Annotated in this window: 31 protein-coding genes; 11 read left to right on the plus strand and 20 right to left on the minus strand. The window is 62.7% G+C overall.

Features of this window, described 5'->3' with window-relative positions; genetic code table 11:
* The first annotated feature begins 11 nt into the window (after positions 1-11).
* The 3 genes from V1292_RS28225 (at position 12) to V1292_RS28235 (ending at position 2,366) form a co-directional block, all read left to right on the plus strand.
* Positions 12-752, plus strand: a complete 741-nt coding sequence (locus tag V1292_RS28225) for an SDR family NAD(P)-dependent oxidoreductase (RefSeq protein WP_334375857.1) — start codon at positions 12-14, stop codon at positions 750-752.
* Between the two features lie 36 nt (positions 753-788).
* Positions 789-1,046, plus strand: a complete 258-nt coding sequence (locus V1292_RS28230; protein ID WP_334377244.1) for a hypothetical protein — start codon at positions 789-791, stop codon at positions 1,044-1,046.
* A gap of 93 nt (positions 1,047-1,139) precedes the next feature.
* Complete coding sequence (locus V1292_RS28235) at positions 1,140-2,366, plus strand: ABC transporter substrate-binding protein (protein WP_334375858.1); 1,227 nt, start codon at positions 1,140-1,142, stop codon at positions 2,364-2,366.
* A gap of 112 nt (positions 2,367-2,478) precedes the next feature.
* Here V1292_RS28235 and V1292_RS28240 read toward each other — a convergent pair whose 3' ends face one another.
* From V1292_RS28240 to V1292_RS28255, 4 genes are read right to left on the minus strand one after another with little or no spacing between them, the layout of a single operon-like run.
* A complete protein-coding gene (locus V1292_RS28240; protein WP_334375859.1) occupies positions 2,479-3,729 on the minus strand; it encodes a TCR/Tet family MFS transporter in 1,251 nt (416 codons plus the stop codon).
* Entirely contained in the window at positions 3,726-5,108 is a 1,383-nt protein-coding gene (gene der / locus V1292_RS28245; protein WP_334375860.1) for a ribosome biogenesis GTPase Der, read from the minus strand. The genes V1292_RS28240 and der overlap by 4 nt, the downstream gene beginning before the upstream one ends.
* A gap of 55 nt (positions 5,109-5,163) precedes the next feature.
* On the minus strand, positions 5,164-5,682 hold the full coding sequence (locus V1292_RS28250) for a hypothetical protein (protein ID WP_334375861.1): 519 nt from the start codon (positions 5,680-5,682) through the stop codon (positions 5,164-5,166).
* 29 nt (positions 5,683-5,711) lie between these two features.
* Positions 5,712-6,365, minus strand: coding sequence for a tetratricopeptide repeat protein (locus tag V1292_RS28255; protein WP_334375862.1), 654 nt, complete (start codon positions 6,363-6,365; stop codon positions 5,712-5,714).
* 243 nt (positions 6,366-6,608) lie between these two features.
* Between V1292_RS28255 and V1292_RS28260 the strand changes: the two genes are divergently transcribed.
* Together V1292_RS28260 and V1292_RS28265 are read left to right on the plus strand one after the other, a co-directional pair.
* Complete coding sequence (locus V1292_RS28260) at positions 6,609-7,466, plus strand: hypothetical protein (protein ID WP_334375863.1); 858 nt, start codon at positions 6,609-6,611, stop codon at positions 7,464-7,466.
* A gap of 144 nt (positions 7,467-7,610) precedes the next feature.
* On the plus strand, positions 7,611-7,910 hold the full coding sequence (locus V1292_RS28265) for a hypothetical protein (RefSeq protein WP_334375864.1): 300 nt from the start codon (positions 7,611-7,613) through the stop codon (positions 7,908-7,910).
* Here V1292_RS28265 and V1292_RS28270 read toward each other — a convergent pair whose 3' ends face one another.
* From V1292_RS28270 to V1292_RS28300, 7 genes are all read right to left on the minus strand, one after another.
* Positions 7,911-9,536 (minus strand): class I adenylate-forming enzyme family protein, encoded by a 1,626-nt coding sequence (locus tag V1292_RS28270; RefSeq protein ID WP_334375865.1) that lies wholly within the window; start codon positions 9,534-9,536, stop codon positions 7,911-7,913.
* A gap of 15 nt (positions 9,537-9,551) precedes the next feature.
* Positions 9,552-10,373 (minus strand): 3-methyl-2-oxobutanoate hydroxymethyltransferase, encoded by an 822-nt coding sequence (panB, locus tag V1292_RS28275; protein ID WP_334375866.1) that lies wholly within the window; start codon positions 10,371-10,373, stop codon positions 9,552-9,554.
* 1 nt (position 10,374) lies between these two features.
* Positions 10,375-10,959 (minus strand): NnrU family protein, encoded by a 585-nt coding sequence (locus V1292_RS28280; protein WP_334375867.1) that lies wholly within the window; start codon positions 10,957-10,959, stop codon positions 10,375-10,377.
* Between the two features lie 172 nt (positions 10,960-11,131).
* On the minus strand, positions 11,132-11,734 hold the full coding sequence (locus V1292_RS28285; RefSeq protein ID WP_334375868.1) for a hypothetical protein: 603 nt from the start codon (positions 11,732-11,734) through the stop codon (positions 11,132-11,134).
* A gap of 72 nt (positions 11,735-11,806) precedes the next feature.
* Positions 11,807-12,364, minus strand: a complete 558-nt coding sequence (locus V1292_RS28290; protein WP_197427482.1) for a TetR/AcrR family transcriptional regulator — start codon at positions 12,362-12,364, stop codon at positions 11,807-11,809.
* A 59-nt stretch (positions 12,365-12,423) separates the two neighbouring features.
* Positions 12,424-13,149: a crotonase/enoyl-CoA hydratase family protein gene (locus tag V1292_RS28295; RefSeq protein WP_334375869.1), complete on the minus strand. Its 726-nt coding sequence runs from the start codon at positions 13,147-13,149 to the stop codon at positions 12,424-12,426.
* A 267-nt stretch (positions 13,150-13,416) separates the two neighbouring features.
* Positions 13,417-15,036, minus strand: coding sequence for a peptide chain release factor 3 (locus tag V1292_RS28300; RefSeq protein WP_334375870.1), 1,620 nt, complete (start codon positions 15,034-15,036; stop codon positions 13,417-13,419).
* 157 nt (positions 15,037-15,193) lie between these two features.
* Here V1292_RS28300 and sugE point away from each other — a divergent pair, with 157 nt between their 5' ends.
* Positions 15,194-15,508 carry a quaternary ammonium compound efflux SMR transporter SugE gene (gene sugE, locus V1292_RS28305; protein ID WP_334375871.1) on the plus strand — a complete coding sequence of 105 codons (315 nt, stop codon included), beginning with the start codon at positions 15,194-15,196 and terminating at the stop codon, positions 15,506-15,508.
* Here sugE and V1292_RS28310 read toward each other — a convergent pair whose 3' ends face one another.
* From V1292_RS28310 to V1292_RS28340, 7 genes are all read right to left on the minus strand, one after another.
* Positions 15,509-16,513: an inorganic phosphate transporter gene (locus tag V1292_RS28310; RefSeq protein WP_334375872.1), complete on the minus strand. Its 1,005-nt coding sequence runs from the start codon at positions 16,511-16,513 to the stop codon at positions 15,509-15,511.
* 15 nt (positions 16,514-16,528) lie between these two features.
* Positions 16,529-17,173, minus strand: a complete 645-nt coding sequence (locus tag V1292_RS28315; protein ID WP_065745101.1) for a DUF47 domain-containing protein — start codon at positions 17,171-17,173, stop codon at positions 16,529-16,531.
* A 152-nt stretch (positions 17,174-17,325) separates the two neighbouring features.
* Complete coding sequence (locus V1292_RS28320; RefSeq protein WP_334375873.1) at positions 17,326-18,294, minus strand: branched-chain amino acid ABC transporter permease; 969 nt, start codon at positions 18,292-18,294, stop codon at positions 17,326-17,328.
* 1 nt (position 18,295) lies between these two features.
* A complete protein-coding gene (locus V1292_RS28325; protein WP_028346539.1) occupies positions 18,296-19,183 on the minus strand; it encodes a branched-chain amino acid ABC transporter permease in 888 nt (295 codons plus the stop codon).
* A gap of 87 nt (positions 19,184-19,270) precedes the next feature.
* Positions 19,271-20,488: an ABC transporter substrate-binding protein gene (locus tag V1292_RS28330; protein WP_334375874.1), complete on the minus strand. Its 1,218-nt coding sequence runs from the start codon at positions 20,486-20,488 to the stop codon at positions 19,271-19,273.
* A gap of 37 nt (positions 20,489-20,525) precedes the next feature.
* Entirely contained in the window at positions 20,526-21,269 is a 744-nt protein-coding gene (locus V1292_RS28335; protein WP_334375875.1) for an ABC transporter ATP-binding protein, read from the minus strand.
* A complete protein-coding gene (locus V1292_RS28340) occupies positions 21,262-22,017 on the minus strand; it encodes an ABC transporter ATP-binding protein (protein ID WP_213286054.1) in 756 nt (251 codons plus the stop codon). The genes V1292_RS28335 and V1292_RS28340 overlap by 8 nt, the downstream gene beginning before the upstream one ends.
* 372 nt (positions 22,018-22,389) lie before the next feature.
* On the opposite strand from V1292_RS28340, the gene V1292_RS28345 reads away from it, so the two are divergent.
* Positions 22,390-22,992 carry a PAS domain-containing protein gene (locus V1292_RS28345; RefSeq protein ID WP_334375876.1) on the plus strand — a complete coding sequence of 201 codons (603 nt, stop codon included), beginning with the start codon at positions 22,390-22,392 and terminating at the stop codon, positions 22,990-22,992.
* Here the strand turns inward: V1292_RS28345 and V1292_RS28350 are convergent.
* Positions 22,989-23,360, minus strand: a complete 372-nt coding sequence (locus V1292_RS28350; protein ID WP_334375877.1) for an ArsC family reductase — start codon at positions 23,358-23,360, stop codon at positions 22,989-22,991. The two genes, V1292_RS28345 and V1292_RS28350, sit on opposite strands and share 4 nt — an antisense overlap.
* A gap of 110 nt (positions 23,361-23,470) precedes the next feature.
* Here V1292_RS28350 and V1292_RS28355 point away from each other — a divergent pair, with 110 nt between their 5' ends.
* Complete coding sequence (locus tag V1292_RS28355) at positions 23,471-23,629, plus strand: DUF5993 family protein (protein ID WP_334375878.1); 159 nt, start codon at positions 23,471-23,473, stop codon at positions 23,627-23,629.
* 7 nt (positions 23,630-23,636) lie between these two features.
* The gene (locus V1292_RS28360) at positions 23,637-24,194 is read left to right on the plus strand and encodes a disulfide bond formation protein B (protein ID WP_334375879.1); all 558 of its coding nucleotides are present in this window, start codon (positions 23,637-23,639) and stop codon (positions 24,192-24,194) included.
* Here V1292_RS28360 and V1292_RS28365 read toward each other — a convergent pair.
* Positions 24,191-24,895 carry a glutathione S-transferase family protein gene (locus tag V1292_RS28365; RefSeq protein ID WP_334375880.1) on the minus strand — a complete coding sequence of 235 codons (705 nt, stop codon included), beginning with the start codon at positions 24,893-24,895 and terminating at the stop codon, positions 24,191-24,193. The genes V1292_RS28360 and V1292_RS28365 overlap by 4 nt on opposite strands.
* Positions 24,896-24,972: 77 nt before the next feature.
* Here V1292_RS28365 and V1292_RS28370 point away from each other — a divergent pair, with 77 nt between their 5' ends.
* Both V1292_RS28370 and V1292_RS28375 read left to right on the plus strand, forming a co-directional pair.
* Complete coding sequence (locus V1292_RS28370; protein WP_334375881.1) at positions 24,973-25,845, plus strand: SDR family oxidoreductase; 873 nt, start codon at positions 24,973-24,975, stop codon at positions 25,843-25,845.
* Positions 25,846-25,866: 21 nt separating this feature from the next.
* Entirely contained in the window at positions 25,867-26,502 is a 636-nt protein-coding gene (locus tag V1292_RS28375; RefSeq protein ID WP_334375882.1) for an HAD-IA family hydrolase, read from the plus strand.
* Positions 26,503-26,533 lie beyond the last annotated feature (31 nt).

Genomic DNA, 26,533 nt, shown 5'->3' on the forward strand with positions numbered 1-26,533 from the left:
GAGCTAGTTCAATGACCAAACCCCTCGCCTCCCGCATTGCGCTCGTCACTGGCGCCTCGCGCGGCATCGGCTATGCCACGGCGCTCGCGCTGGCAAAGGCCGGCGCGCACATCGTCGCCGTCGCGCGCACACAAGGCGGGTTGGAGGAACTCGACGACGAGATCAGGAAGGACGGCGGCAGCGCCACGCTGGTGCCGCTCAACCTCACCGATTTCGACGGCATCGCGCGGCTCGGCGCGGCGCTGCATGAACGCCACGGCAAGCTCGACATTCTCGTCGGCAATGCCGGGGTTGCCGGCCCCTCCTCGCCGCTCGGGCATATCGAGCTGAAGCCCTGGAACGACGTGATGGCAGTGAACGTCACCGCGAACTTCCAGCTCATCCGCTGCATGGATCCGCTCCTCAAGGTCTCGGACGCCGGCCGGGCCGTGTTCGTCACTTCGGGCGCTGCCAGCAAGGCGAACGCCTATCAGGGCCCCTACGCGGCCTCGAAGGCGGCGCTGGACACGCTGGTGCGTTCCTGGGCCAACGAGACCGTGAGCACGAAATTGCGCGTCAACCTGTTCAGCCCCGGCCCGATCCGCACCCGCATGCGCGCCAGCGTCTTTCCCGGCGAAGACCCGATGACGCTGGATACGCCGGAACAGGCCGCGCAATTCATCGTGCCGATGTGCGCGCCGGAATGGACCGAGACCGGCAAGCTTTATGACTACAAGACTCGCACACTGATGAGTTTTCATCCGCCGGCTTGAGCATCTTACGAGCTCTCTCATTGTAAGCGCAGCGACTTGTCCGCCGAAGCTTTAGCGAAGGCGGAAAGCAATCCATTTCGTCGCTTGTTGAGACATGAATTCGCCAATCCCGTGCATTGCGTGAAACTCGCCAATGACGGGTTGCTCTATGTCTGCGATCGCGCGAACAACCGCGTGTTCAGAAAAAGTGGAACCTTCGTTAAGGAACGGTCTTACGAAAAGAATACCCGGGGCAACGGTGCGGTGTGGGACATCGCGATCTGGCCCGAGCTGACGTCGAGCGCGCGACGATAGGTGCATTGCCCGCGGTTTCGAGAAGGACTATCGCAGGACCGCTGGCAGGTTCCGAAAAGAGAGCCGGCGAACAACATTTCTGGAGGAATACCCATGACGACGAGAATTGCGCGGCGCTTCGCCGCTTCCGTGGCGCTTGCCGCATTCGGGCTGGCGACGCCAGCACTGGCCCAGGACAAGACCGTCAAGATCGGCGTGCTGAACGACATGTCGAGCCTCTATGCCGACATTGGCGGTCCCAATTCGGTGGCTGCAGCGAAGATGGCGATTGAAGATTCCGGCCTCGCCGCCAAGGGTTGGAAGATCGATCTGGTCAGTGGCGATCACCAAAACAAGCCTGACGTTGGCGTCAACATCGCCAGGCAGTGGATCGACAACGACAAGGTCGACGTCATCGCCGACACGCCGAACTCCGGCGTCGCGCTCGCGGTGAGCAACCTCGTCAAGGACAAGAACGTCGTCCTGCTCAATTCGGGCGCAGCCACAGCCGATCTCACCGGCAAGGCCTGCACGCCGAACACGATTTCCTTCACCTACGACACCTACATGCTGGCCAACGGAACCGGCAAGGCGCTGACCAAGGCCGGTGGCGATAGCTGGTTCTTCCTGACCGCAGACTACGCGTTCGGACATGCGCTGGAGCGCGATACCTCGGCGGTCGTCGCCACCAGCGGCGGCAAGGTGCTGGGCGGAGTCAGGCATCCGCTGAATACGTCGGACTTCTCGTCGTTCCTGTTGCAGGCGCAGTCCTCGAAGGCAAAGGTGGTTGGCCTTGCCAACGCTGGCGGCGACACCACCAATGCGATCAAGCAGGCGTCCGAATTCGGCATCGTTGCGGGCGGTCAGAAGCTTGCGGCGCTCCTGCTCTTCATTAACGACGTTCACTCGTTGGGCTTGAAGACCGCGCAAGGTCTGACGTTCACGGAATCGTTTTACTGGGACCTGAACGACAAGACGCGCGAATGGTCCAAGCGCTTCCAGAAAGTGTCACCGAAAGGCACGATGCCCTCGATGACGGTGGCCGGCGTTTATGCAGTGGTGCTGCACTATCTCAAGACGCTCGACACGATGGGCGGCAATCCGCATGACGGCGCCAAGGTCGTCGCCAAGATGAAGGAATTGCCGACCGATGATCCGCTGTTCGGCAAGGGCCCACTGCGTGCCGATGGCCGCCGTCTCATTCCGGCTTATCTGTTCGAAGTGAAGAAGCCGGAAGAGTCGAAGGGACCGTGGGACTATTACAAGCAGATCGCCACGATCTCGGCGGAAGACGCCGCCAAGCCGCTCGAAGCCAGCGAGTGTCCGCTGGTGAAGAAGTGACGGCGTAGCGGATCGCGTAGGGTGGGCAAAGGTGCGCAAGCGCCGTGCCCACCATCTCTCCGGTTCAACATCGCGAATGGTGGGCACGCTAGCGCTTTGCCCACCCTACAATTCAGTGTTTCTTGCTAGCCAGCGTGCGCCACGCAATCAGCAGCGCGAGCCCCAACAGCGCCGCCGCCAGCAGGAACGGCGCGCCCGGCAATTTCGCCGGCGCCTGATCGCTGATGAAATAGGCAAAGGTCAGCGTGAACAGGAACGGCCCCGCCATCTGGGCGATGCTGTTGACGCTGTTGGTCGCGCCCTGCAACTGGCCCTGCTGATCCGGCGCAACGAGCTGCGTCGTCAAGGCCTGGATCGCCGCACCTGCCACGCCCCACAGCGCCATGACCGGAATGCCAGTCCAGAACAGTGATCCGGTCGGCGCCGCGCCATAGATGAAAAATCCCAGCGCGCCGCAAGCGAGCCCGAGCAGCAGCGCACGGCGTTCGCCGAGACGCGTGACGATCGGCCCGACGCCCAAGCCCTGCACCACCATGGCGCAGACGCCCACCAACGCCAGCGTGAGCCCCACCGTTGTCGTGTCCCAGCCATACCGATAGGTGGCGTAGAGCACGAAGGTGGAAGGCAGCACCACATGCGCGACCTGGCCAAAGAAATTCGCCAGCGACAGGCCAGCGAGAATCCGGTTCGAGCGCAACAGATGCAATGCGCCGAGCGGACTGGCGCTCTTCCAGTGGAACGGCGCGCGCCGATCCTTCGGCAGCGACTCGGGGAGGATCAGCCAGCCGTAGAGCGCGTTCGCAAAGCTCAGGCCCGCCGCGACCCAGAACGGCAGACGCGGATCCATGCCGCCGAGCAGGCCGCCGATGGCGGGGCCGAGAATGAATCCGGCGCCAAAGGCCGCGCCGATCTTGCCGAACACCGCGGCCCGCCGTTCCGGCGGCGTCACATCGGCGATATAGGCAAAGGCCGTGGAAATGCTGGCCGAGGTGATGCCTGAGATCACCCGGCCGATGAACAGCCAGGTCAGCGACGGCGCCAGCGCCATCAGCACGTAATCCAGCGCCAGTCCGAAATTCGACAGCAACACCACCGGCCGGCGGCCGAAGCGGTCCGAGAGCGCGCCATGGATCGGCGAGAACAGGAACTGCATCAGCGCCCAGGCCGTGCCGAACAGGCCGAAGATCCGCGCCGCCGTCGCGGTGTCGTTGTCGACAAAACTCTCCACGATCTTGGGCAGGATCGGCAGGATCAGGCCGAGCGCGAGCATGTCGAGCAGGATGGTGACGAAGATAAAGGCCGCCGCGCCGCTGCGCACCGGCGGCCTATCGTCGGCAGCAGCGGTGGACGCCTGTTCGCTCATGAGGGCCGCTTGCGCTTATGCGCGAACGGATTGGCCTTTTCGCGCAGCGTGATGCGGATCGGCGTGCCCGGCAGGTCAAAAGCCTCGCGCAGGCTGTTGGTGAGATAGCGCAAGTAGGATTGCGGCACGGCGTCCGCGCGCGAGCAGAACAGCACGAAGCTCGGCGGACGTCCCTTGGTCTGCGTGATATAGTTCAGCTTCAGCCGGCGGCCCGATACTGCGGGCGGCGGGTTGGCATCGACTGCCTGCTCGAACCAGCGATTGAGCGCGGCCGTGGGCACGCGCTTGTTCCAGACCGCGTAAGCATCCTGGATTGCGGTCATCAGGCGGTCGATGCCCTCGCCCAGCAAGCCGGATACGGCGACGATGGGGGCACCTTTCACCTGCGGCAACCAGTGATCGGCATCGCTGCGAAGCGCCGAAATCAGATGCGGCTTGCGCTCCATCAAATCCCATTTGTTGACAGCGAGCACGATCGCCCGCCCCTCGCGCTCGATCAGATCGGCGATGCGCAAATCCTGTTCCTCGAACCGGTTCTGCGCATCCATCATCATCACGACGACTTCGGCAAAGCGCACGGCGCGCAGCGCGTCGGCCACCGACAATTTTTCCAGCTTCTCCTCGATCCGCGATCGCCGCCTTAAGCCCGCAGTATCGAACACGCGGAAATCGCGTCCCTGCCAGGTGATCTCCACCGAAATGGAATCGCGCGTGGTGCCGGCTTCGGCGCTGGTCAACAGCCGCTCCTCGCCGAGCAGATGATTGATCAGCGTCGACTTGCCGGCATTGGGACGGCCGACGATGGCGACGCGGATCGGACGCTGGGCGATATCCTCGTCCGATACGATATCGTCGTCGTCGAACTCTTCCCGCTCTTCAGCCGGCTCCGGCATCAGTGCGGCGAGCGCGTCGTAGAGATCGCTCAAGCCCTCGCCATGCTCGGCCGAAATCTGCACGGGATCGCCGAGCCCCAGCGCGTAGGATTCCATCGCGCCGATTTCGCCGTGCTTGCCCTCGCTCTTGTTGGCGACCAGCACCACCGGCTTGTTGGCGCGGCGCGCGAAATCGGCAAAGGCGCGATCGTTCGGCATCAGGCCCGCACGGGCGTCGATCACGAACATCAGCGCATCGGCCAGGCCGATCGCGGCTTCGGTCTGCTCCTGCATTCGTGCCGTGAGCGAGCCCTTGGCGCCCTCGTCGAGGCCTGCGGTGTCGATCACAGTGAATTCGAGATCGCCGAGACGTGCGCTTCCCTCGCGGCGATCGCGGGTGACGCCGGGCTCGTCGTCCACCAGCGCGAGCTTCTGCCCGACCAGCCGGTTGAACAGCGTCGACTTGCCGACGTTGGGCCGGCCGATGATGGCGATCGTAAAGGACATAAATGACCCAAACGCCCTTTTTTGAAGGGCGTGTCAATCGAACGAAAACAACAAATTAGCGCGAGAAACTGCCGCTCGGCATCGGAGCCGGGAAAGCCGATTGTTGCGAGGATTGCGCGGGCGCGGCCGATTGATCGGGCGGTGGAGCCGTGGTGCGCTTGCGCACGATCTTGGCCGGCTTGGGCGCAGGCGGCGCAGCGGCTGTGCTGCCCTCCTCCTCGGGAGCGACGTCGGGGTCCGCAGCGGCGGGTGCGGCGGCCTGCTTGCCCTTGGATTTCGCGCCACGCTTCGACTTGGGCTCTTCGGGCGGAGGTGCTGCAGCCGCGACCGCGTTAGGATCATCAACTTGCTGATTGGCGCCCCTGTAGAGATCCTTCGGCACGCCCTGCTCAAGGCCCGGCACACCTTCGGGGAACACCGGCTTGCGCTCACCGGGCAATTTCTTCTTGGTGTCGAGGAAGTCGAGCATGTCGGTGGGATCGAAATTGCCCAAGCCGCCACCGCCGCAGCCTGCCAGCGCGCCCGAAAGCGCGATGAGGACGGTGGTTGCGATCAAACGTTGCGGGCGGCGCATATCGGGTTTCCCAACTCGTTTTGCTGGCGTCAGCTCTTGGCGACCGGCGGCAGCAAGGCCTGCAGCGCTTCGGCACGCGAGCGCAGGCTCGGCGGCGTCTCGCCGTCATTGGCGATCGTATCCAGCCATTGCCGCGTCGCCGCGGCATCATTGGCACGCCAGGCCGACAGCGCCAGCAATTCGCGCGCGCTATGGCGGAACGTGGCGCCCGGCGCAGCAGCGGCTTCGAGGCGTTCTTTCATGTTGGGATAGCTGGTGCTTTCCAGCAGCAACTGGGCCGCGCGAATCCGCGCGAGATCCTGCTCGGCGACACCGACGCTGCGGTCAGCGGCAATCTCGTCGAACAGCTTTGCCGCAGCCTGCGGATCGCGGTTGGCGACTTCGGCCGCCATGCGCAACCGTGCCAGCACGCGGTAGCCGAACGGCGCCTTCGCAACGAGATCGGCGAACGCCGCTTCGGCCTCGGCGTGCTTGTTGGCTTCCGAAAGCTCGACCGCCTTGTCGAACGCCGCCCCCGCCTCGGCCGCCTTCTTGGACTCCAGATACTGGTAGCCGCGCCAGCCACCCACGGCGGCGATGATTAAAATCAGGCCGGCGATGATCAGAAGCGAATACCGGTCCCACAGCCTTTTGAGCTGCTCGCGACGGACCTCCTCGTCTACTTCATCAAATAATTCAGACACTTAAAGATATCCCATCCCCGGGGAACCGCAGCTTCGGCGGCAGTATCGCGCGCCCAATCCCGCATGGCCGGGGCGTAGCCTATCGATATGGCGGTGGCAAGGCAAAGCGAGGCGGATCAAAGCGTTAACAGTGGCCCCCAACCGCCTCCGAAATCGGCTGGCAATGTTGACATCGCGGTTCAAAGTTTGGCGTAATCCCGGCCGCTTCCATTGTCGATCCATACCCAATTTTTCAGGTGTTTCATGCCTCGCCACGCGCTGGTTTCGATGCTGCTTGCCCTCGGCCTGGTATCCCTGGCCGCAGCGTCACTGGCCGACGACTTCAAGCCGAAGGCGCCCGAGACGGCATTCTCGGGCAAGCTGCGCCCCGACATTTTGGGTATCTCGACCGAATCGAACGCCGAATCCGCGCGCGCCATTTTTGATTCGCTGTTCAAGGGCCGGACCGACACCAAGACCGACATCCAGCAGCTCAAGTTCGGCGGTGCCAGCTACGTCGCCGCCTTGAACTTCAGCCTTCCTGCCGGTTCGAAACAGAACGGCGAGATGCTCTCGACCAGCTTCTCCTCGCCCGCGAGCGCCAACCGCGCCTATTTCGTCGCCCGCAACCTGACCTTCGCACCGGACCAGCAGCCATCGAAGGCGGACATGATCAAGGAGATCATGGGCAAATACGGCGTGCCGACCATCGTTGGCGACCAGCATCTGTACTACATCTACCGCAAGGGCTCGATCATGTCGGTCGGCGGCAAGTACAAGGAAGCGACTGCGCTCGAGGCAATCGGCAAGCCGCTCGACCCGAGGGCCGCCGTCAAGCTCAACGGCGACACCGTGCGCGGCAGTTGCGTGGCGGTCGTCAAGCGCGCCCAGACCAAGGCGAAGGAACCGAGCGCCATGCTGACCGAGGCCAAGGGCGCGAACTGCGATGGCGTATTGAGTGTGCAGCTCGTTCCGGGCACGCTGGCCGACCGTGTCGGCATCGCGCAATTCACGCTGCTTGATGTCAAGCAGCTCGTCAGCGCCGCCGCGATCGACAGCGCCGCACTCGCGGCCGGGCTGAGCGAGAGCGCGATGCCCAAGGGCAGCGCGCCGAAACTCTAGCCCTGTCGCGGCGCCAGCGAGCGGCGATTTGGGACGGCACGGCGCTCATCGTTGCCGTCGGCCAGGCCTCTTTGAAACGTCGCCGCGTAGCAGGAACCTTTCCCCTGCGCTGTAATTGAATCTCTGTTACGTGGAGATCAGGCAATGCGCGGATTTCCGCCGATTGTGCCGTATGGTGCCGATCAGACCATCTATTTGGTCCTCGAAGCGGGGCCGGACGCCATCGTCCGGAAGGTCGAACGGACTGATTTCGAAACGATCGTTACCGACCTTTTGTCGGGCCAATTCCGCGACCCGATCGAGGTCGTCGCCTTCGACACGCTCGAACATTGGAGCGAAGACTTATCGAAAGATGTCGCACGCGAAATCCAGTGCCGCTGCGATATCGAAGGGCAGAAAGTCCCGGATTATCTGGAAGACTTTGTGGGCAGCCGTGTCGGTTGATTAGCGGTTAGCCGATGCCTGCGCCGCAGCCGAGTCCGTGGCGGAAGCCTCGCGCAACTGCCGCTTCATCACCTTGCCGTTGGCATTTCGCGGCAGCGGGTCCGTGCGCACATCCATGGTTTCCGGCACCTTGTAGTCCGACAGCCGCTCGGCGCACCAGGCGCGCAGCACCTCGCCGCTGACGGCATTCCGCGTCACGATGACGGCATGCACGCGCTCGCCGAGCACCGGGCACGGCTTTGCGATGATCGCGCTCTCGACCACGTCGGGATGGCCTGAAAGCACCGACTCGACCTCGGCGGAATAGATCTTGAGCCCGCCACGGTTGATCATGTCCTTCTGACGATCGAACACGCGCACGAAATTCTCTTCGTCGATCGAGCCGAGATCGCCGGAATGCCAGAAGCCGGCGGTAAAACTCTCCGCCGTCGCCTTCGGATTGTTCCAGTAGCCTTTGATGACGGACCCGCCGTGAATCCAGATTTCGCCAATCTCGCCGCGCGGCAGTTCGCGGCCCTCGGTATCGACGACGATGATGTTGGCGCCCGGGCACGGCAGGCCGACACTGTCGATATGGCTCACGACGAATTCTGCAGGCATCATGGTCGACGGCGAAGTGGTCTCGGTCGCGCCGTAGCAATTGGCGAGTCTCAGCCCCGGAATTTTCGCTGCCAACTTCTCGATGGTGGCGATTGGCATCGGCGCGCCGCCAAAGCCGCCGATCCGCCAGCTCGACAGATCGTAGCTGTCGAAATCCGGCTGCAGCAGGCAGAGATTGTACATCGCCGGCACCATCACGGTGTAGGTGACCCGCTCGCGCGCCGCCAACTTCAAATATTCCGCCGCCTTGAACTCCGCCATGATGATCAGCGCGCCTGCGCAACGGACCATGGTCATGACGTTGGCGACCACGCCGGTGACATGCCCGAGCGGCACCGCGGCGATCGATCGATCCACGGCAGTGAGCTTCAGGCACGAGACGAACACCATGGCCGAATGAATGATCGTGCAATGGGCGAGCATCGCGCCCTTTGGCCGCCCCGTGGTGCCCGACGTATAGAGGATCATGGCAGTGTCCTCTTCGCCGACCTCGATTGGTGCGGCCAGCGGCGCGTTTTCCGAGAGCTCGGTAAAGCGCGAGAGCCGCGGATCGTCGTCGACTACGATCCGATGCGTGACTTCAGGGATATCGCCCGCATCGGGCACGCGGTCGGCCAGCGTGGCCTCGTGGATCAGGAGCTTTGCGCCGCAATCGGTGAGCACATAGGCGATCTCGGGCTTTTGCTGGCGGATCGAAAGCAGCACCGTCACCAGCCCGGCATGGGCCGCACCCAGCATCGTCAGCACGAATTCGATTCTGTTGCCGACCAGTAGCGCGACACGGTCACCGCGCTGCAGACCGAGTTTTTGAAATCCTGCTGCGATTTGCGCCGATTGTTGCGCGACCTCGCGCCATGTCATTCGCGTGGCGCCGCAGACCAGCGCCTCGCCGTCCGGGTTGGTCGCAACCGCTTCGGCCACCATCGCTGGAATGCTCTTGGGCCGTTCACAAAAGACCGGAACGATTCGGTCGCCAAAGCGCGGCTCGAGCCGCATCGCCGGGATAGAGTGTTGCGACCAGTCCATGGATGGCGCGCCCCGTTAGCTCTTCTTCATCTCGTAGACGTGCTCGGGTCCCGGGAAAGCGCGCGAGCGCACGTCGCTGGCGTAGCCGTGGATCGCCGCTTCGATCGCAGGGCCGAGATTGCCATAGCGGCGCACGAATTTCGGCGTCCGCGGCGACAGGCCCAGCATGTCTTCGAGCACCAGCACCTGGCCGTCGCAGGCCGCACTGGCGCCGATGCCAATGGTCGGAATGGCGATGGTCTCCGTGATCTTGCGCGCCAGCGGCTCGGCGACCGCCTCGACCACGACCGAAAACGCACCGGCATCCGAGATCGCCTGGGCGTCTTTCAGGATCGGATCCCAACTGCCCTCGTCGCGGCCCTGCGCGCGAAACGAGCCGAGCGTGTTGATCGATTGCGGCGTCAGTCCGATGTGGCCCATGACCGGCACGCCGCGCTCGGACAGGAACGCGACGGTTTCCGCCATCCGGGCGCCGCCTTCGAGCTTCACCGCGCCGCAATGGGTTTCCTTCAATATCCGCACCGCGGAATGAAATGCCTGCTCCTTCGAGGCCTCATAGGAGCCGAACGGCATGTCCACCACGACGAGGGCATGTTTCGAGCCGCGCATCACCGCATGGCCCTGCAGGATCATCATATCGAGCGTCACCGGCACCGTGGTCTCGAAACCGTGCATGACGTTACCGAGGGAATCGCCGACCAGAATGACGTCGCAGTGGCGATCGACCAGCGCCGCGGTATGCGCATGGTAGGACGTCAGCATCACGATCGGCTCGCCGTTCTTGCGCGCACGGATATCCGGCGCCGTTTTGCGCTTGATGGAAGATTGCACGGACATATTAGGCTCCAACCACGGGGACGCCGATCACGACCGGATGGAACGCGAAGGCGAGCGCCAGATAGGCGACGAGACCGACCGCGATCGCGATCAAATCGTTGCCGGGACCGCCGACGGGAATCGGCGGGGCGCCGGCGTCGGAACGATATTTCAGCGAAATGCGATCATACACCGCCCATGCGAGAAACGAGCCGAACAGGAGGATCGAGCCGAGATCGCCATTGGCGAGCAGATGCGCCGCCGCCCACAGCTTGATGCCCGTCAGCATCGGATGTTTCAGCGTCGTATAGATCCGGCCGCGGATGTAGGACGCGACAACCATGATGACCGCGGGCAGCATCAGCGCCGTGGTGATGTGCTTGAGCGCCACTGGCGGGTTCCAGACGTTGTACCAGCCCGTCGCGCGATAAAGCGCAAAGCCCCAGACGATCAGCGCCAGACCAGCGATCGAAGCCAGCGCATAGCCGATCATGTAGCCGCTCTCGCCCGTCGCGGAGATCACTTGCGCGCGCAGCTTGCGCTGCGTGGTGAGCGTGTGGACGCCGAAGAACAGGATCAGGCCCAGGATCAACACCAGCAGTCCCATGACGTGCCTCCCGTTGCGCGGCTGGTTTTCCGGATTATCCGGGTATCATTTTAAGGGCCCGAACTGCAATGCGCATATACGACGTCATTCCGGGATGGTCCGAAGGACCAGACCCGGAATCTCGAGATTCCGGGTTCGATGCTTCGCATCGCCCCGGAATGACGTACTCGGCTCACGGCTTCTCCGCCTGCCTGCCTAGATCGCGGTTGTCGACGTAGCGGATCGCAATCGGCCGCCCGGCAAGCGCGCCGCCAAGCCCGGACGTGAACTTGAGCGGAGTGCAGCCTGCAAGCGACGCGTTGATCGCTTTCAAATAGGTAGCGCGGGTGTCGGCCGGGACGCCTGCCGTGGCATAGGTCAGGCGGGGCGTAGCGATGATCTCGCCCGAGCGCGTGAAGCTGAACCGAACCGACATCTGCATGCCCTGGCGCGCGATGTCGGAAGGCGGCGGCGACCAACAGGAGCGCAACGCCGCAAAGAGGTCGCCGATCGTATCCAGATCATGATCGGGCTTCCGGTATTTCGCGGCCTGATCCTGTGGCGGCACGCTTTCGATCGTGAGTTGCAGATTCTGGCCGTACGGATAATCGATCTCGGGAATACAGGGACCTTCGTTGAACACGCTGCAAAATGACGGCGTGCACGGCTGGCCGTCGAGCACGCTGCAGGGCGCGTGCGAAAACGGCGTGGCGTCGATCTGGCGCCTCGACTGGGCGTCGGCGGCGCTCATCCCGACGAATGTGGTGATCAGGCAGACGATGATGCTCCGGAACATGCGGCCCTAAGTCCTAAAAGGCGACCCAACTAAGCTGATGCGCGCTTCGTCCCGTAGCAAGGCGGACGGTGTTCACATCCCTGCGTTCATGGCGGACAGTTCCGCAATCAGGGCCTTCTCGCTGGGCTGGTCGAGGACGCCGGCCGTATAGAGCGAGATGCCGCCATAGAGCGTGATGTAGACCTTCATCACCGCGCGGCGACGCTCGGCCGGGCTCTCGATATCCTGGCAGAATATCCGCATGGCCTGGGCGATGACCTTATGAACCGCGGCCTGCAGCGGCGGATTGTGCTTCATGGTGGCGTGCGGGCGGCTGGTCATCAGGGCGTACAGCGCGCGGTTGGCGAGCGCGAAGCGGACATATTTCGCGGTGTAGTCCTGTGGCGTCTCTGCCTTGACGAGGATGGCGGCGAGCCGCGTGTAGGCCTCGGCCGCGACCGCGTCGAGCAGCGCTTCGCGGTCAGCGAAATGATTGTACAGCGATCGATGCGCGACGCCGACGGCCTCCGCGACCTCGCGCAGGCTCAATTGCTCATGGCCGGCCGCGGCCACCAGGCGGGTGGCGGCCTTCAGCGCTTCGGATTTCAGATTGCCATGGCGATAGGTCGCCCGGCGCGGCTTTGCGGTCATGTCCCCTTCATACAAAGGCATGAGACGCAACGCCACTGCCGGGCGACCGAAGCTTTCCGTCAGGCCGATACTCGTTTGGCAACGCGGTCCTCGCCATACTGTGGCGTAATGTCCTCGTCGATCATGGCGCGGATCATCTTGATCACATCTCCGCGCGCCCGCGCCTTGGTGGCGGCATGGGCGGCCATGTTGAGCGTGGCGAGCGCCTGTGCGGTCTCCTCGGCGCTGCGCTCCAGCGCATCCGCCGGGACGATGCGGTCAAAGAAGCCGGCGGTGACGGCCTCCGTTGGGCCGAACATTTCCGCGGTCATTACCGCCCTGCTGAAATAGGCCGGTGTCAGCCGCTGCCGTGCGATCTCGATCGCAAAACGCGGCACGGTGAGCCCGATCGCGACCTCGTTCATGCCGATCCGGTAGTCGCCCTCGGCGGCAATGCGGTGGTCGCTGGACATGATGAGGAAGGCCCCCATCGGGTAGGCGTTGCCCTGGCAGGCCGCCACCACCGGCGTCGGGAACGAAAGGATGCGCAAGGCCAGTTCCGCGCCCGCTTTCACCATCAGATATTGGTCCTGGGCGCTGCCCTTGGCGAAGACGTTGAGGTCGAATCCCCCTGAAAAATGCTTTCCCCGCGCCTTCAGGATCACCACCGTCTTGTCCTTTTCCGCCTGATCGAAGGCCGCATGCAGGGCGTTGAGCATGGCAAGCGACATCACATTGGCCTTGCCATCGTCGATCACGATGGTGCCAACCGGGCCGGAACGGGAATAGGTTGCGAGATCAGTCATGGGCGGTCTCCCTTTTTAAAAAGCATCCAATGGATACTTCCTGACGCGGCAGAGCGGGCGCAAGGGACTTATCGAGGCTGCATGCAGGCATCCACTGGATGCATGAGTGGGTGAGCAACCAGCCTCACCCCAACTGTCATCGTCCGGCTCGACCGGACGATCCAGTATTCCAGAGACGTCAGTGATTTACGGATAAGCCGCGGCGTACTGGGTCCCCCGCTTTCGCGGAGGACGACAGCGGAGGGTGGCGCAAAAAGCGAACCCCGCTTACGCCTTCTTCTTCACGTCCTTGACGTTGGAGAAGGTGACCCCTTCGGCGCGCTCCCTGGTATAACCCAGGTAAAACTCGTTCTTGGCCATGAACACGGGATCGCCGTCGACGTCGTCGGCGATGCCCGAACCGTTGGCCGCGATGAAGGCCTCTAACTTCTTGCGGTCGTCGGACGAGACCCAGCGGGCGAGCTGGAATTCCGAAACCTCGAATTCCACCGGCAGCGAGTATTCCGCGTCTAACCGCGCCTTCAACACGTCGAGTTGCAGCGGACCGACGACGCCGACCAGCGCCGGTGCGCCGTCGCGGGGCCGGAACACCTGCACCACGCCCTCTTCCGACATCTGCTGCAGCGCCTCTTTCAGCTTCTTGGCCTTCATCGCGTCGGTGAGCCGAACGCGGCGGACGATTTCCGGCGCAAAACTCGGGACGCCGACGAAGGTGATGTCCTCACCTTCCGTCAGCGTATCGCCGATCCGCAAGGTACCGTGGTTCGGAATGCCAACGACGTCGCCGGCAAAGGCTTCATCGGCCACCGAGCGGTCCTGCGCGAAGAAGAACTGCGGCGACGACAGCGACATGTTCTTGCCGGTCCGCACCAGCTTCGCTTTCATGCCGCGGCTGAGCTTGCCGGAACACAGCCGCGCGAACGCGATGCGGTCGCGGTGGTTCGGATCCATATTGGCCTGGATCTTGAACACGAAGGCGCTCATGCGCGGCTCGGCTGCTTCGACCTTGCGCAAATTGCTGTCCTGCGCCCGCGGCGCCGGCGCGAACTTGCCAAGACCTTCCAGCAAGTCGCCGACACCGAAATTGCGCAGCGCGCTGCCGAAATAGACCGGCGTCAGGTGGCCCTCGCGAAACGCGTCCAGCTCGAACGGCTTGCAGGCTTCCGACACCAGCGCGAGTTCGTCCTTGATCTCAGCGACGTCGAGATTGGGATTGCGGCCGGCAAGATCGGCGATATCGATCTGCTCGGTCGCGCCGGTCTTGGCGCCACCGCCTTCGAGCAGGCGCACGCCGCCGTTCACGACGTCGTAGGTGCCGAGGAAGTCGCGGCCGCGGCCGACCGGCCAGGTCATCGGCGTGGTGTCGAGCGCCAGCGTCTTTTCGATCTCGTCTAGCAGTTCGAACGTGTCGCGGCTCTCGCGGTCCATCTTGTTGATGAAGGTGATGATCGGAATGTCGCGCAGCCGGCACACCTCGAACAGCTTTCGCGTCCGGGCCTCGATGCCCTTGGCGGCGTCGATCACCATGACGGCGGAATCGACCGCGGTCAGCGTCCGGTAGGTGTCTTCCGAGAAGTCTTCGTGGCCCGGCGTGTCCAGCAGGTTGAAGACGAGGCCTTCGAATTCAAACGTCATCACCGAGGTCACGACCGAGATGCCGCGCTCGCGCTCGATCTTCATCCAGTCGGAACGGGTATTGCGCCGCTCGCCCTTAGCCTTGACCTGGCCCGCCAAGTTGATGGCGCCGCCGAACAGCAGCAGCTTTTCCGTCAGCGTGGTCTTGCCGGCGTCCGGGTGGGAGATGATCGCAAACGTGCGCCGCCGCGCCACTTCATCTGAGAGCGGCGAGCGGGACGGCGATTCGGCAGTGACGGCAATGTCGGACATGAGGCTGGAGCGTTTGGCAGGGAAAACGGGGCTAATCAAGCCTCATTTGGTGATTGCGGACGCTGCTGGCCAGTCCCATATCCGTCGCGGAAGGACGGCCTTCCAATTCGCAGGGCTCATCCGCGGGGACGACCCTGCCAGGTTTTGGAGGGTTGTCATGGCGTGGATCGTATTGTTCGTCGCCGGGCTCATGGAAATAGGCTGGGCGATCGGCCTCAAATATACCGAGGGTTTCACGCGACTTGTTCCATCCGTCCTGACGCTCGCCTGCATGGCAGGCAGCATCGTCCTGCTCGGCCTTGCCTTGAAAGCGCTGCCGATCGGAACCGCCTATGCCATATGGACCGGCATCGGTGCGGTCGGAACGGCAATCCTTGGTATCGCCCTGTTCGGCGAACCTGCGACCGCGGCTCGCCTCGCCTGCATCGGACTGATCGTGGCCGGCATTGTCGGGCTCAAGCTGGTCACCTGATCAGCGCAGCAACAGCACCGCCCAATAGGTCAGCGCCGCGACGAACCCTGAAGCCGGAATGGTGATTACCCAGGCGTAGACGATCGAGCTCGCCACGTTCCAGCGCACCGCAGAGACCCGCCGCGCCGCGCCGACGCCGACAATGGAGCCGGTAATGGTGTGGGTCGTGGATACGGGAACCCCGAGATAGGTCGCCATGAACAGGGTCGCAGCTCCACCGGTTTCGGCGCAAAAGCCCTGCATCGGCGTCAATTTCGTGATCCGCAATCCCATGGTGCGGACGATCCGCCAGCCTCCCATCAATGTGCCGAGCCCCATCGCCGCCTGGCAGGAAATCACGACCCAGAAGGGAATCGCGAAATCTGCCCCGAGGTGGCCCTGCGAATACAAAAGCACCGCGATGATGCCCATGGTCTTTTGCGCGTCGTTGCCGCCATGGCCGAGCGAATAGAGCGAGGCCGAGACGAATTGCAGGATGCGGAACGCGCGATCGACCGCAAACGGCGTCGAGCGCACCGACAGCCAGGACACGATCGCGACCAGCACCAGCGCCAGCAGGAATCCGACCAGCGGCGACAACACGATCGCCAGGAGCGTCTTGGACAGCCCGCTCCAGACCGCGGCCGAAATCCCGGCCTTCGCCACGCCGGCGCCGACCAGTCCGCCGATCAACGCGTGCGAACTCGACGATGGAATGCCGAGCCCCCAGGTGATCAGGTTCCAGACAATCGCGCCGACCAGCGCAGCGAAGATGACGGTCGCGTCCACGACATCGGGCTCGATGATCCCCTTGCCGATGGTATTGGCAACGTGCAGGCCAAAGACCAGGAAGGCAATGAAATTGAAGAACGCCGCCCAAGCCACCGCATAATGCGGCCGCAGCACGCGGGTCGATACGATCGTGGCGATCGAGTTGGCGGCGTCGTGCAGACCGTTGAGGAAATCGAACAACAGCGCGACGCCAATCAAGAAGACCAGAATTGGAAAAGCCAGGGTGGCGTCCACTGAATTGGCCCTGCCCTATACCTGTTCGATCACGATCGAGTTGATCTCGTTGGCGACGTCGTCGAAGCGATCGGACACCTTTTCGAGATGCTTGTAGATCTCGGCGCCGACGACGAAATCCATCGAATTGCCGTTGCGATGCTTGAGAAACAGCTCCTTCAACCCGATGTCGTGGAGATCGTCGATACGACCCTCCAGCTTTCCGATTTCCTCGGTAATGGCGGTCAGCATCGCGACGTTACTCCCGATCGACTTCATCAGGGGAAGCGCGCGGCTGACCAGATTGGCGCACTCGACCAACAGCGTGGCTATTTCGCGCATCGGAGGCTCGAACGTTCGGACCTCGAACAGCACCACCGCCTTCGCGGTCTGCTGCATCTGGTCGATCGCGTCGTCCATCGACGTGATCAGATTCTTGATGTCGCCGCGGTCGAACGGGGTAATGAAGGTGCGGCGGACCGCGGTCAGGACCTCGCGGGTGATGCCGTCGGCGTCGTGTTCGAACTGATTGACTCGCTGGCAGAATACCGGCGTCTCCTCGCCGCCGCGCATCATGTCCTGCAACGCCAGCGCGCCCTGCACGACCGTCTGGGCGTGGCGGGCAAATAAGTCAAAAAACCGCTCCTCCTTGGGCAAAAAGGCACGAAACCAGCGCAGCATGGGCATTTTTCCGTCGTACAGAAACAGCCGCGGAGCGGGCTGTCACAAAACTGTCATAGACCATTCGAGGGAAAAGCGCGCGACGTCGGGCCCCGGGAACCGGATCATCCACCGCTTTGTGGCACCGAAAACTGCGCCAAAACCCGCCGTTTTTACAGGGATCGGCGGAAATAACGCGCGATCTCGCCGATGATGCCCCGGCGGAACGTCAACACGCAGGCCACGAAGATGACGCCCTGGATCACCGTCACCCATTGGCCGAAGCCGGCCAGATATTGCTGCATGGCGATGATAACGAAGGCCCCGACGACCGGACCAAACACCGTGCCGAGGCCGCCGACCAGCGTCATCAGCACGATTTCACCCGACATCGTCCAGTGCACGTCGGTGAGCGAAGCGTTCTGCGCCACGAACACCTTCAGCGAGCCGGCAAAGCCCGCAATCGTTCCAGAGAGGATGAAAGCGACCAGCTTGTACTGGTCAGTCTTGTAGCCCAGCGAGATCGCGCGCTGCTCGTTCTCCCGGATCGACTTCAGCACCTCTCCGAATGGCGAGTTGATGGTGCGGTAGATCAGGAGGAAGCCGCCGAGGAACCCGGCGAGCACCACGTAGTAAAGCACCGTCGGCCTGGAGAGATCGAATATTCCAAACAGGTAGCCCTGCGGAATGCCCTGGATGCCGTCCTCGCCATGCGTGAACGGCGCCTGCAGATAGATAAAATACAGGAGCTGCGAGAGCGCCAGCGTGATCATCGAAAAGTAGATGCCCTGGCGGCGGATCGAGATGAAGCCGGTGACGACTGAAAGCGCGGCGGCGCCGGCGACGCCGACCAGAATTCCGACTTCCGGCGTTACACCCCAGACCTTGAGCGCATGCGCCGAGCAGTAGCCCGCGGTCCCCAGGAACATGGCGTGGCCGAACGACAGCAGGCCGCCATAGCCGATCAGGAGGTTGAAAGCGCAAGCAAGCAGCGCGAAGCACAGCGCCTGCATCACGAAGAACGGATAGATGCCCGTCATGGGTACGAGCCCCAGCAGCACCGCCATCCCGGCGAACACAATCATTTCGTCGCGCATCGCTTGCGGCGTTACCGGCAGTGTGTCGTCAGTCAATGCGCTCATGTCAGGCAGCCCGTCCAGTCAGTCCCGTTGGCTTCACCAGCAACACCAGCACCATCAGGACGAACACCACGGTGTTGGAAGCTTCGGGATAAAAATACTTGGTCAGTCCCTCGATCACGCCGAGCGCAAATCCGGTGATGATCGATCCCATGATCGATCCCATGCCGCCGATCACCACCACCGCGAACACGACGATGATCAGGTCCGCGCCCATCAACGGCCGCACCTGGTTGATCGGCGCGGACAATACGCCGGCCAGCGCCGCCAAGCCGACGCCGAGGCCGTAGGTCAGCGTGATCATCCTGGGCACGTTGATGCCGAATGCGCGCACCAGGGTCGGGTTTTCAGTCGCCGCGCGCAGATTGGCGCCGAGCCGGGTCTTCTCGATCAGGAACCAGGTGGCAAGGCACACCACGAGCGAGAACACGACGACCCAGCCGCGGTAGATCGGCAGGAACATGAATCCGAGGTTCATGCCGCCCTGTAATCCGCGGAACCCGCCGACCTCCGGATAATCAGGAATCGCGTACGGCAGGCCGGACGAGCCGAAGTAGTTCTGGAACACTCCCTGCACGATCAGCGCGATGCCGAACGTCAACAACAGCCCGTAGAGGTGGTCGAGACCGGCCAGCCATTGCAGCATGGTCCGTTCGAGGATCATGCCGAAGATGCCGACGACAATCGGCGCGATGATCAGAGCCCACCAGTATCCAATCCCCGTGAGATGCAGCAGAAAATATGCGCAGAACGCGCCCATCATGTAGAGCGCACCATGGGCGAAATTGATGATGTTGAGCATGCCGAAGATCACGGCGAGCCCGAGACTGAGCAGCGCGTAGAACGATCCGTTGATCAATCCCACCAAAAGCTGGGCGTAGAGAGCTTGCATCGGTTTCGCACTCAATCTCGTTATGATGCGGGTTAGCTTGGGCCGCGAGAGAAGGCCCGCCGGCATGACGCCGACGGGCCATGGTTGTTACTTCTTTACCAGCGGACAGGCGCTTTCCGAAAGCGGCCGGAAGGCCTGCTCGCCCGGCGTGGTGCCGATCAGCTTGTAATAGTCCCACGGTCCCTTGGATTCGGAAGGCTTCTTGACCTCGAACAGGTAGGCCGGATGAAGCTTGCGCCCGTCGGCACGGATCGTGCCCTTGCCAAACAGCGGATCATCGGTGGGCGTTTCCTTCATTTTCGCCACCACCTTGACGCCATCGTGCGGATTGCCGCCCATTGCATCGATCGTCTTGAAATAGTGGATCAGGCCCGAATACACGCCGGCCTGCACCATCGACGGCATCGCCTTGTTCTTCATGCGCTCGGAGAAACGCTTCGAAAACGCGCGGGTGCCGTCGTTCAGATCCCAGTAGAAGGTTTCCGTGAAGTTCAGGCCCTGCGCCACCTTGAGGCCGAGGGAGTGGACGTCGTTGATGAACAGCAGCAGTCCTGCGAGTTTCTGGCCGCCCGAGACGATGCCGAACTCCGCAGCCTGCTTGATGGTATTGGTGGTGTCGCCGCCGGCGTTCGCCATGCCGATGATCTTGGCCTTGGACGCCTGTGCCTGCAGCAGGAACGAAGAGAAGTCCGAGGAATTCAGGGGATGCCTGACGGTGCCGATAACCTTGCCGCCCGACTTCGTCACCACCGCGGACGTGTCGCGCTCCAGCGCGTGGCCGAACGCGTAGTCCGCGGTCAGGAAGTACCAGGTGTCGCCGCCGGCCTTCACCAGCGCCTGGCCGGTAGAGTTGGCGAGCATGTAGGTGTCGTAAACCCAGTGAATGGTGTTCGGCGAACACTGCGTATTGGTGAGATCCGACGTCGCCGCGCCGGTATTGATCATGATGGCGTTCTTTTCCTTCACCAGATTGTTGACCGCCAGCGCCACGCCGGAGTTCAGCACATCCACGAAGATATCGACCTTGTCGACGTCGATCCATTGACGGGCGACGGTGGTGCCGATGTCGGGCTTGTTCTGGTGGTCGGCGGAGACGATGTCGATCTTCCAGCCCTTGGCCGCAAGCCCGGAATCCTCCACTGCCATCTGGGCGGCGACCGTCGAACCGGCGCCGCCAAGGTCGGAGTAAAGTCCGGAATTGTCGGTGAGCACACCGATCTTGACCGTCTTGTCTTGCGCCGCGGCGCTGCCTGCGGCAAGTGCCAGAGCGGTGCCGAGGAAGAGCGCTGAAATCCGATGTTTCATAGTATCTCCATTATTCCAGAGTGCAGCAAAGTACCGATTAAACGCCGAGATAGGTGTGGAGCTTGTCCATATTGGCCGACAACTCCGAATTCGCAAAACCGTCGATGACCTTACCGTGCTCGACGATGTAGTAGCGGTCGGCCACCGTGGAGGCGAAGCGGAAATTCTGTTCGACGAGCAGGATGGTAAAGCCTTCCGACTTCAGCCGCGCGATGGTGTGACCGATCTGCTGGATGATGACGGGCGCCAAACCTTCGGTCGGCTCGTCCAGCATCAGAAACCGCGCGCCGGTGCGCAGGATTCTTGCGATCGCGAGCATTTGCTGCTCGCCGCCCGAGAGCTTGGTGCCCTGGCTGTTGAGGCGCTCCTTCAGGTTCGGAAACAATTCGAAGATCTGCTCGAGCGACAGCCCGCCACTGCGCACGATCGGCGGCAGCAGCAGGTTTTCGCGCACGTCGAGGCTTGCGAAAATGCCCCGCTCCTCGGGACAGAATGCGATGCCCAGGCGCGCGATCCTGTCCGACGAGGCGCGCGTGATGTCCTGACCGTTAAAGCGGATCGAACCAGTACGCTTGCCGATAATTCCCATCACCGACTTCAGCGTCGTGGTCTTGCCGGCGCCGTTGCGGCCGAGCAGCGTGACCACCTCGCCCGCCTTCACATTGAAGTTGACGCCGTGAAGGATATGCGATTCGCCGTACCAGGCCTGCAGGTCGGAAACGGAAAGAATCTCCCCGCCCGCCGGTTTGGCGGTGGCTTCGGCCATTTTCAACTCAGGCATGACCGGCCCCCAGATAGGCTTCCTTGACGCGCTCGTCCCTGGACAATTCGGCGTAATTGCCTTGCGCCAGCACCTGACCGCGCGTCAGCACCGTGATGATGTCGGACAGGTTGGCGACCACGGAGAGATTATGTTCGACCATCAGGATGGTGTGCCTCGCCGAGATACGCTTGATCAGGGCCGCGATCTTGTCGATGTCTTCATGACCCATGCCCGCCATCGGCTCGTCGAGCAGCATCATTTCCGGGTCGAGCGCCAGCGTCGTCGCAATCTCCAGCGCGCGCTTGCGTCCATAGGGCATCTCGACCGCCGGTGTATTGGCGAACTCGCTCAAGCCCACGTCGTTCAGCAAGTCGAGGGCGCGGCCGTTAAATCGGTCGAGCACGCGCTTGGAGCGCCAGAAATCGAACGAGCTTCCATGCTGGCGCTGTAGCGCGACACGAACGTTTTCCAGCGCCGTCAGGTGCGGAAACACTGCCGAAATCTGGAACGAACGCACCAGGCCGAGGCGGGCCACATCGGCCGGCGCCATCGCGGTGATGTCCTGCCCCTTGTACAGGATCTGCCCTGCAGACGGCCTCAGAAACTTGGTCAACAAGTTGAAGCAGGTCGTCTTGCCGGCGCCATTCGGCCCGATCAACGCATGAATGCTGCCGCGCCGTACCTTGAGGGCGACATCGCGAACGGCGAAGAAACCCGCGAATTCCTTGGTCAATCCGTGGGTTTCGAGAATGAACTCATCAGCCAAACAAATTTCCCCCTCAGCCGTCTCCGCGAGTTCGCCCGCGCGCGGCCAGTTTTTCCCTGTTCGGGCAGGTTCTCCTGGACGTCCTGGAAACCGTCCCGAGCCCGCCGCCTCCGGCCGGAATATGCCGTCAACGCGATGGATTAGGCAAGGCGGAATGCTGCCACGCCCGACCGCGCGCTTGCGGTTCCGGATGCGCCATAAGTCGAATGGTCCCGGCGGCGCGGCTCGGCCGGGCCACGAGCCACGCTCAACCGCAAATCGCGCCGGCAAGCCATCGTTAACGGTGTTTTGCTGCAATCGGGCGCGCTTTCACACAATATTTGCCCCTCGGGCGCATCATCTCGCGATTTAGATCGCGTAGGAATTGCCACCTTGAAATTTGAAAGCGCCGGACCGTCGGTCATCAAATCTATCAAGCAGCGCGATCTGCTGAACACCTGGCTGCGGCTATACACCCGCGACCAATCGATGCCGCGCACGGCGGAATACCAGCCGGCGCGGATCGAGGACGAACTTCCCGACCTGGTACTCTACACCGTCGATACCAGCACCCAGCCGCCGCGCCTGACCATCCAGAGCGACGGCACGCGGATGTCGACAGCTTATGGGAATACCGGCAAGGGCCGCTATCTCGACGAGTATCTAGGCGCAAGGCTCGCTCCGATCGTGATGCCCGTCTATTATGAATGCATCGCGCGCCGCCTTCCTGCCTATACCATCGCCAATATCGACGACCTCTACGGGCGGATCGTCGCCTATGAGCGGCTGTTGCTGCCGTTCTCGGATGACGGCAGCGTCACCCATATCATCGCTTCGCTGAAAACCATCAGCGAGGATGGCGGCTTCGAGATCAGGAATCTGATGCGCGGAAACGACCAACTGCCGGTGCCGAAGCTTCGCGCCATCATCGACCGCGATCTCTTCCATCGCGCGCCCGGCCGCATTCCATCCGGCGATGAACTCGAATTCGATTAGGCCTTCCGCCCGCGCGACTTCGACGCGACCTCGCTCGCGTAGATATCCGGCTTGAAACCGACCAGCAATTTGCCGCCGAGATCGAGCACCGGCCGCTTGATCATCGAGGGCTGCGCCAGCATCAGCGCCAACGCCTTGCGCTCGTTGAGGCCTTCCTTGTCGCCGTCGGGCAGCTTCTTGAACGTCGTGCCGGCGCGGTTGAGCAGCGTTTCCCAGCCAACATCGTCGGACCATTGCTTGAGCTTGTCCTTGCCGATGCCGGCAAGCTTGTAGTCGTGAAAGCCGTAGGCCACGCCGTGATCGTCGAGCCAGGCGCGCGCCTTCTTCATCGTTTCGCAGTTCTTGATACCGTAGATGGTGATGGGCATTGTCGTTGCATTCCGAAATGTCGTTATTGGTCCTGCCGGACCGGATTAGAGTTAAGCAGATCGGCGAATCTATCATAGATTGATGCATCATTCCGTGCCGGGACCAGCCGATGGAATTCACCGTATTGTTTCTGTCCATAGTCATTGTGATGCTGATCGCCTGGCGCGGTCGGCGTCCGCTGGCGCTCGGCCTGTTCGGGGCCGTGCTGATCGCGTGCATCGCCACCTATCTGCACCACGCGACCGATACGCTGAAATTGTCGTTCTGAGGGACGCATGACCCAGGCGCGTGCCATTACGTTGAATGCACTCAGCCTCTACGCGGTGGCGCTGGTGCTGGCGGCGGCCTATGCGGCGCAGTTCATTCTTCATGAGCTGCCCTGCCCGCTCTGCCTGCTGCAGCGCATCCTGTTCGCGGCTCTCGCCGTCGGCCCGATTCTCAATATCCGCTTCGGGCCCCGTCCCAGCCATTATGCGATCTCGCTGCTGGCGGCGATGGCAGGCGCTGTCGCGTCGACCCGGCAGGTACTGCTGCATATCATGCCCGGCGACGCCGGCTACGGTTCGGCGTTGCTCGGCTATCACTATTATACCTGGGCGCTGATCGGCTTCGTTACGGCCATCGTCCTGCTTGCGGCGATCCTGCTGTTCGACCGCCAGTTCGAGGAAGACCGCGCCGTGCTGCCGCCCACCGGCGGCGCCTTCGCGCAAACCGCGGTATGGCTCGTGATCGCGCTCACGGCAGCCAATGTGGTGACCACGCTGCTCGAATGCGGCTTCGGCGCTTGCGCCGATAACCCGGTGGTGTACGAACTGCTCAAGCACGCCGCTTAAGGCCGCTTGGGTATGTCGAGCCCGCGCTGCACCGCCGGCCGAGCGAGCCCGCGTTCCAGCCATGCCGGCACCTGCTTCAGCATATCGAACGCAACGAGACCGCGCGCACCGTAGAAGCCGATCAGGTTGCGCACCCAGCCGAGCATGGAAATGTCGGCGATGGTATATTCGTCGTCCATGATCCATTGCCGTCCGGCCAGATGCGTCTCCACTACCTCAAGGAGGCGCCTCGACTCGGCGACGTAACGCTCGAGCGGCCGCTTGTCCTCATATTCCTTGCCGGCGAACTTATGGAAGAATCCGACTTGGCCAAACATCGGCCCGATCCCACCCATCTGGAAGTGCACCCACTGGATGGTCTGGTATCGCCGCGCCGGATCGGCCGGCAGAAGCTTGCCGGTCTTCTCGGCCAGATATTGCAGGATTGCGCCGGACTCGAACAGCGGCAGGGGCTTTCCTCCCGGCCCATCGGGATCGAGAATTGCAGGAATCTTGCCGTTCGGATTCAGCGACAGGAATTCCGGGGTCTTCTGGTCGTCCTTGTTGAGGTCGACCAGATGCACCTCGTAGGGCAAGCCGATCTCTTCAAGCATGATCGAAACCTTCACGCCGTTCGGAGTCGGCAGCGAATAGAGCTGAAGGCGGTCGGGATGTTTGGCGGGCCAGCGTTTGGTGATCGGGAAGGCGGAAAGATCGGACATCAAACTCGTTTTGCATGGTTGTTGCTGCGCGGCTAATGTACGGCTGATGCCGCATATCACAAGGGTCCGCGCCGTTCATGACCGATCAACCGTCTCCGGCGAAGCTTGGCCTGACTGATGAGGAGCTTGCGGGTCATCCGACCCTGTTCGCGGCCGATGCGCTGAAGGATCAGGTCGTCGTCGTAACGGGCGGCGCCGGCGGCATCGGGCGGGCGATCGCCTGGCTGTTCGCGCGGCTGGGCGCGCATGTCGCCGTGGTCGGGCGCGATGGCGGCAAGCTCGACGCGCTCGTCGCCCAATTGACGGGCCGAGGCCTCAAGGCATCCGCGCATATCGCCGACATCAGGGAGCCCGACGCGGTCAACGCCCTGTTCGACACGATCTGGGCCGCGCAAGGCCGCCTCGACTGCCTCATCAACAGCGCCGGAGGGCAATTTCCCCAAGCCGCGATCGATTTTTCGGTGAAGGGCTGGAATGCCGTCATCAACACCAATTTGAACGGCACCTGGTACATGATGCAGGCCGCCGCGCAACGCTGGCGCGACCACAAGCATCCCGGCAGCATCGTCAACATCGTGGTCGTGACGACGCATGGGCTCTACGGCATCGCGCACACGATTGCTGCACGGAGCGGCGTCATCGGGCTCTCGCGCGCCGTCGCAGTCGAATGGGCGCCGCTGAACATCCGGGTCAATTGCGTGGCGCCCGGCGCAATCGAAACCGAAGGCTGGAACGTGTATTCGCCGGAGGCTCGCGCCGCCTACCCGCGCTCGAACCCGATGATGCGCACAGGCTCGCCCTGGGACGTCGCCGAAGCCACTGTCTTTCTCGCTGGTCCTTCGGCCAAATTCGTCACCGGCGAAACGCTGACCGTTGACGGCGGCGGTCAGCTCTGGGGCGAAACCTGGACCACCGGCAAGCCGGCGTATTTCGGCGGCGATGACAAGTGACACGCTGAAAGCCGGATTCTCATGACACGCTATCGCCTCGCCATCTTCGACTTTGACGGCACGCTTGCCGATACGATCGACTGGTTTCGCGCCTCCTTTCAGGACGTGATCGCGCGTTTCAATCTCAAACCGGTCACCCCGGAAGAGCTGGAAGGAATGCGCGGGCTGTCCGCGCGCGAAATCATGGCCCGGCTTGGCGTGTCCACGTGGCAGCTTCCGGCCATTGTGAACGACGTGCGAAAGCGCAAGCTTACGGCGGCGAACGAAACATCGCTGTTTGCCGGCATCCCCGAAATGCTCGCCGACCTTCAGCGCCTTGGTGTCAAGACCGCGATCGTCAGCTCCGATAGCGAGGCATCCGTCCGGCAGGTGCTCGGTCCCGCCACCGCACTGATCAGCCGATTTGACTGTGGCGCCGCCGTGTTCGGAAAGCACTGGAAGTTTCGACGGGTTGCGCGACGGCTGGAAGCAAGGCCCGAGGAAACGATCTGCATCGGCGACGAGATCCGCGACATCGAAGCCGCCAAGGCGGCCGGCATGGATTCGGGCGCGGTGGCGTGGGGCTATGCCATCCCCGCCGCGCTGCAAGCGGCGGGGCCAACGCATTTGTTCAACTCGATCGAGGAGATGGTGCAGCGGCTTGCGGCGGCGAAATAACGCCGCTCGGAGCTTCTGCTGTATTGCGCTG

It is taken from the genome of Bradyrhizobium sp. AZCC 1719 (assembly GCF_036924525.1).
Classification (GTDB): Bacteria; Pseudomonadota; Alphaproteobacteria; order Rhizobiales; family Xanthobacteraceae; genus Bradyrhizobium.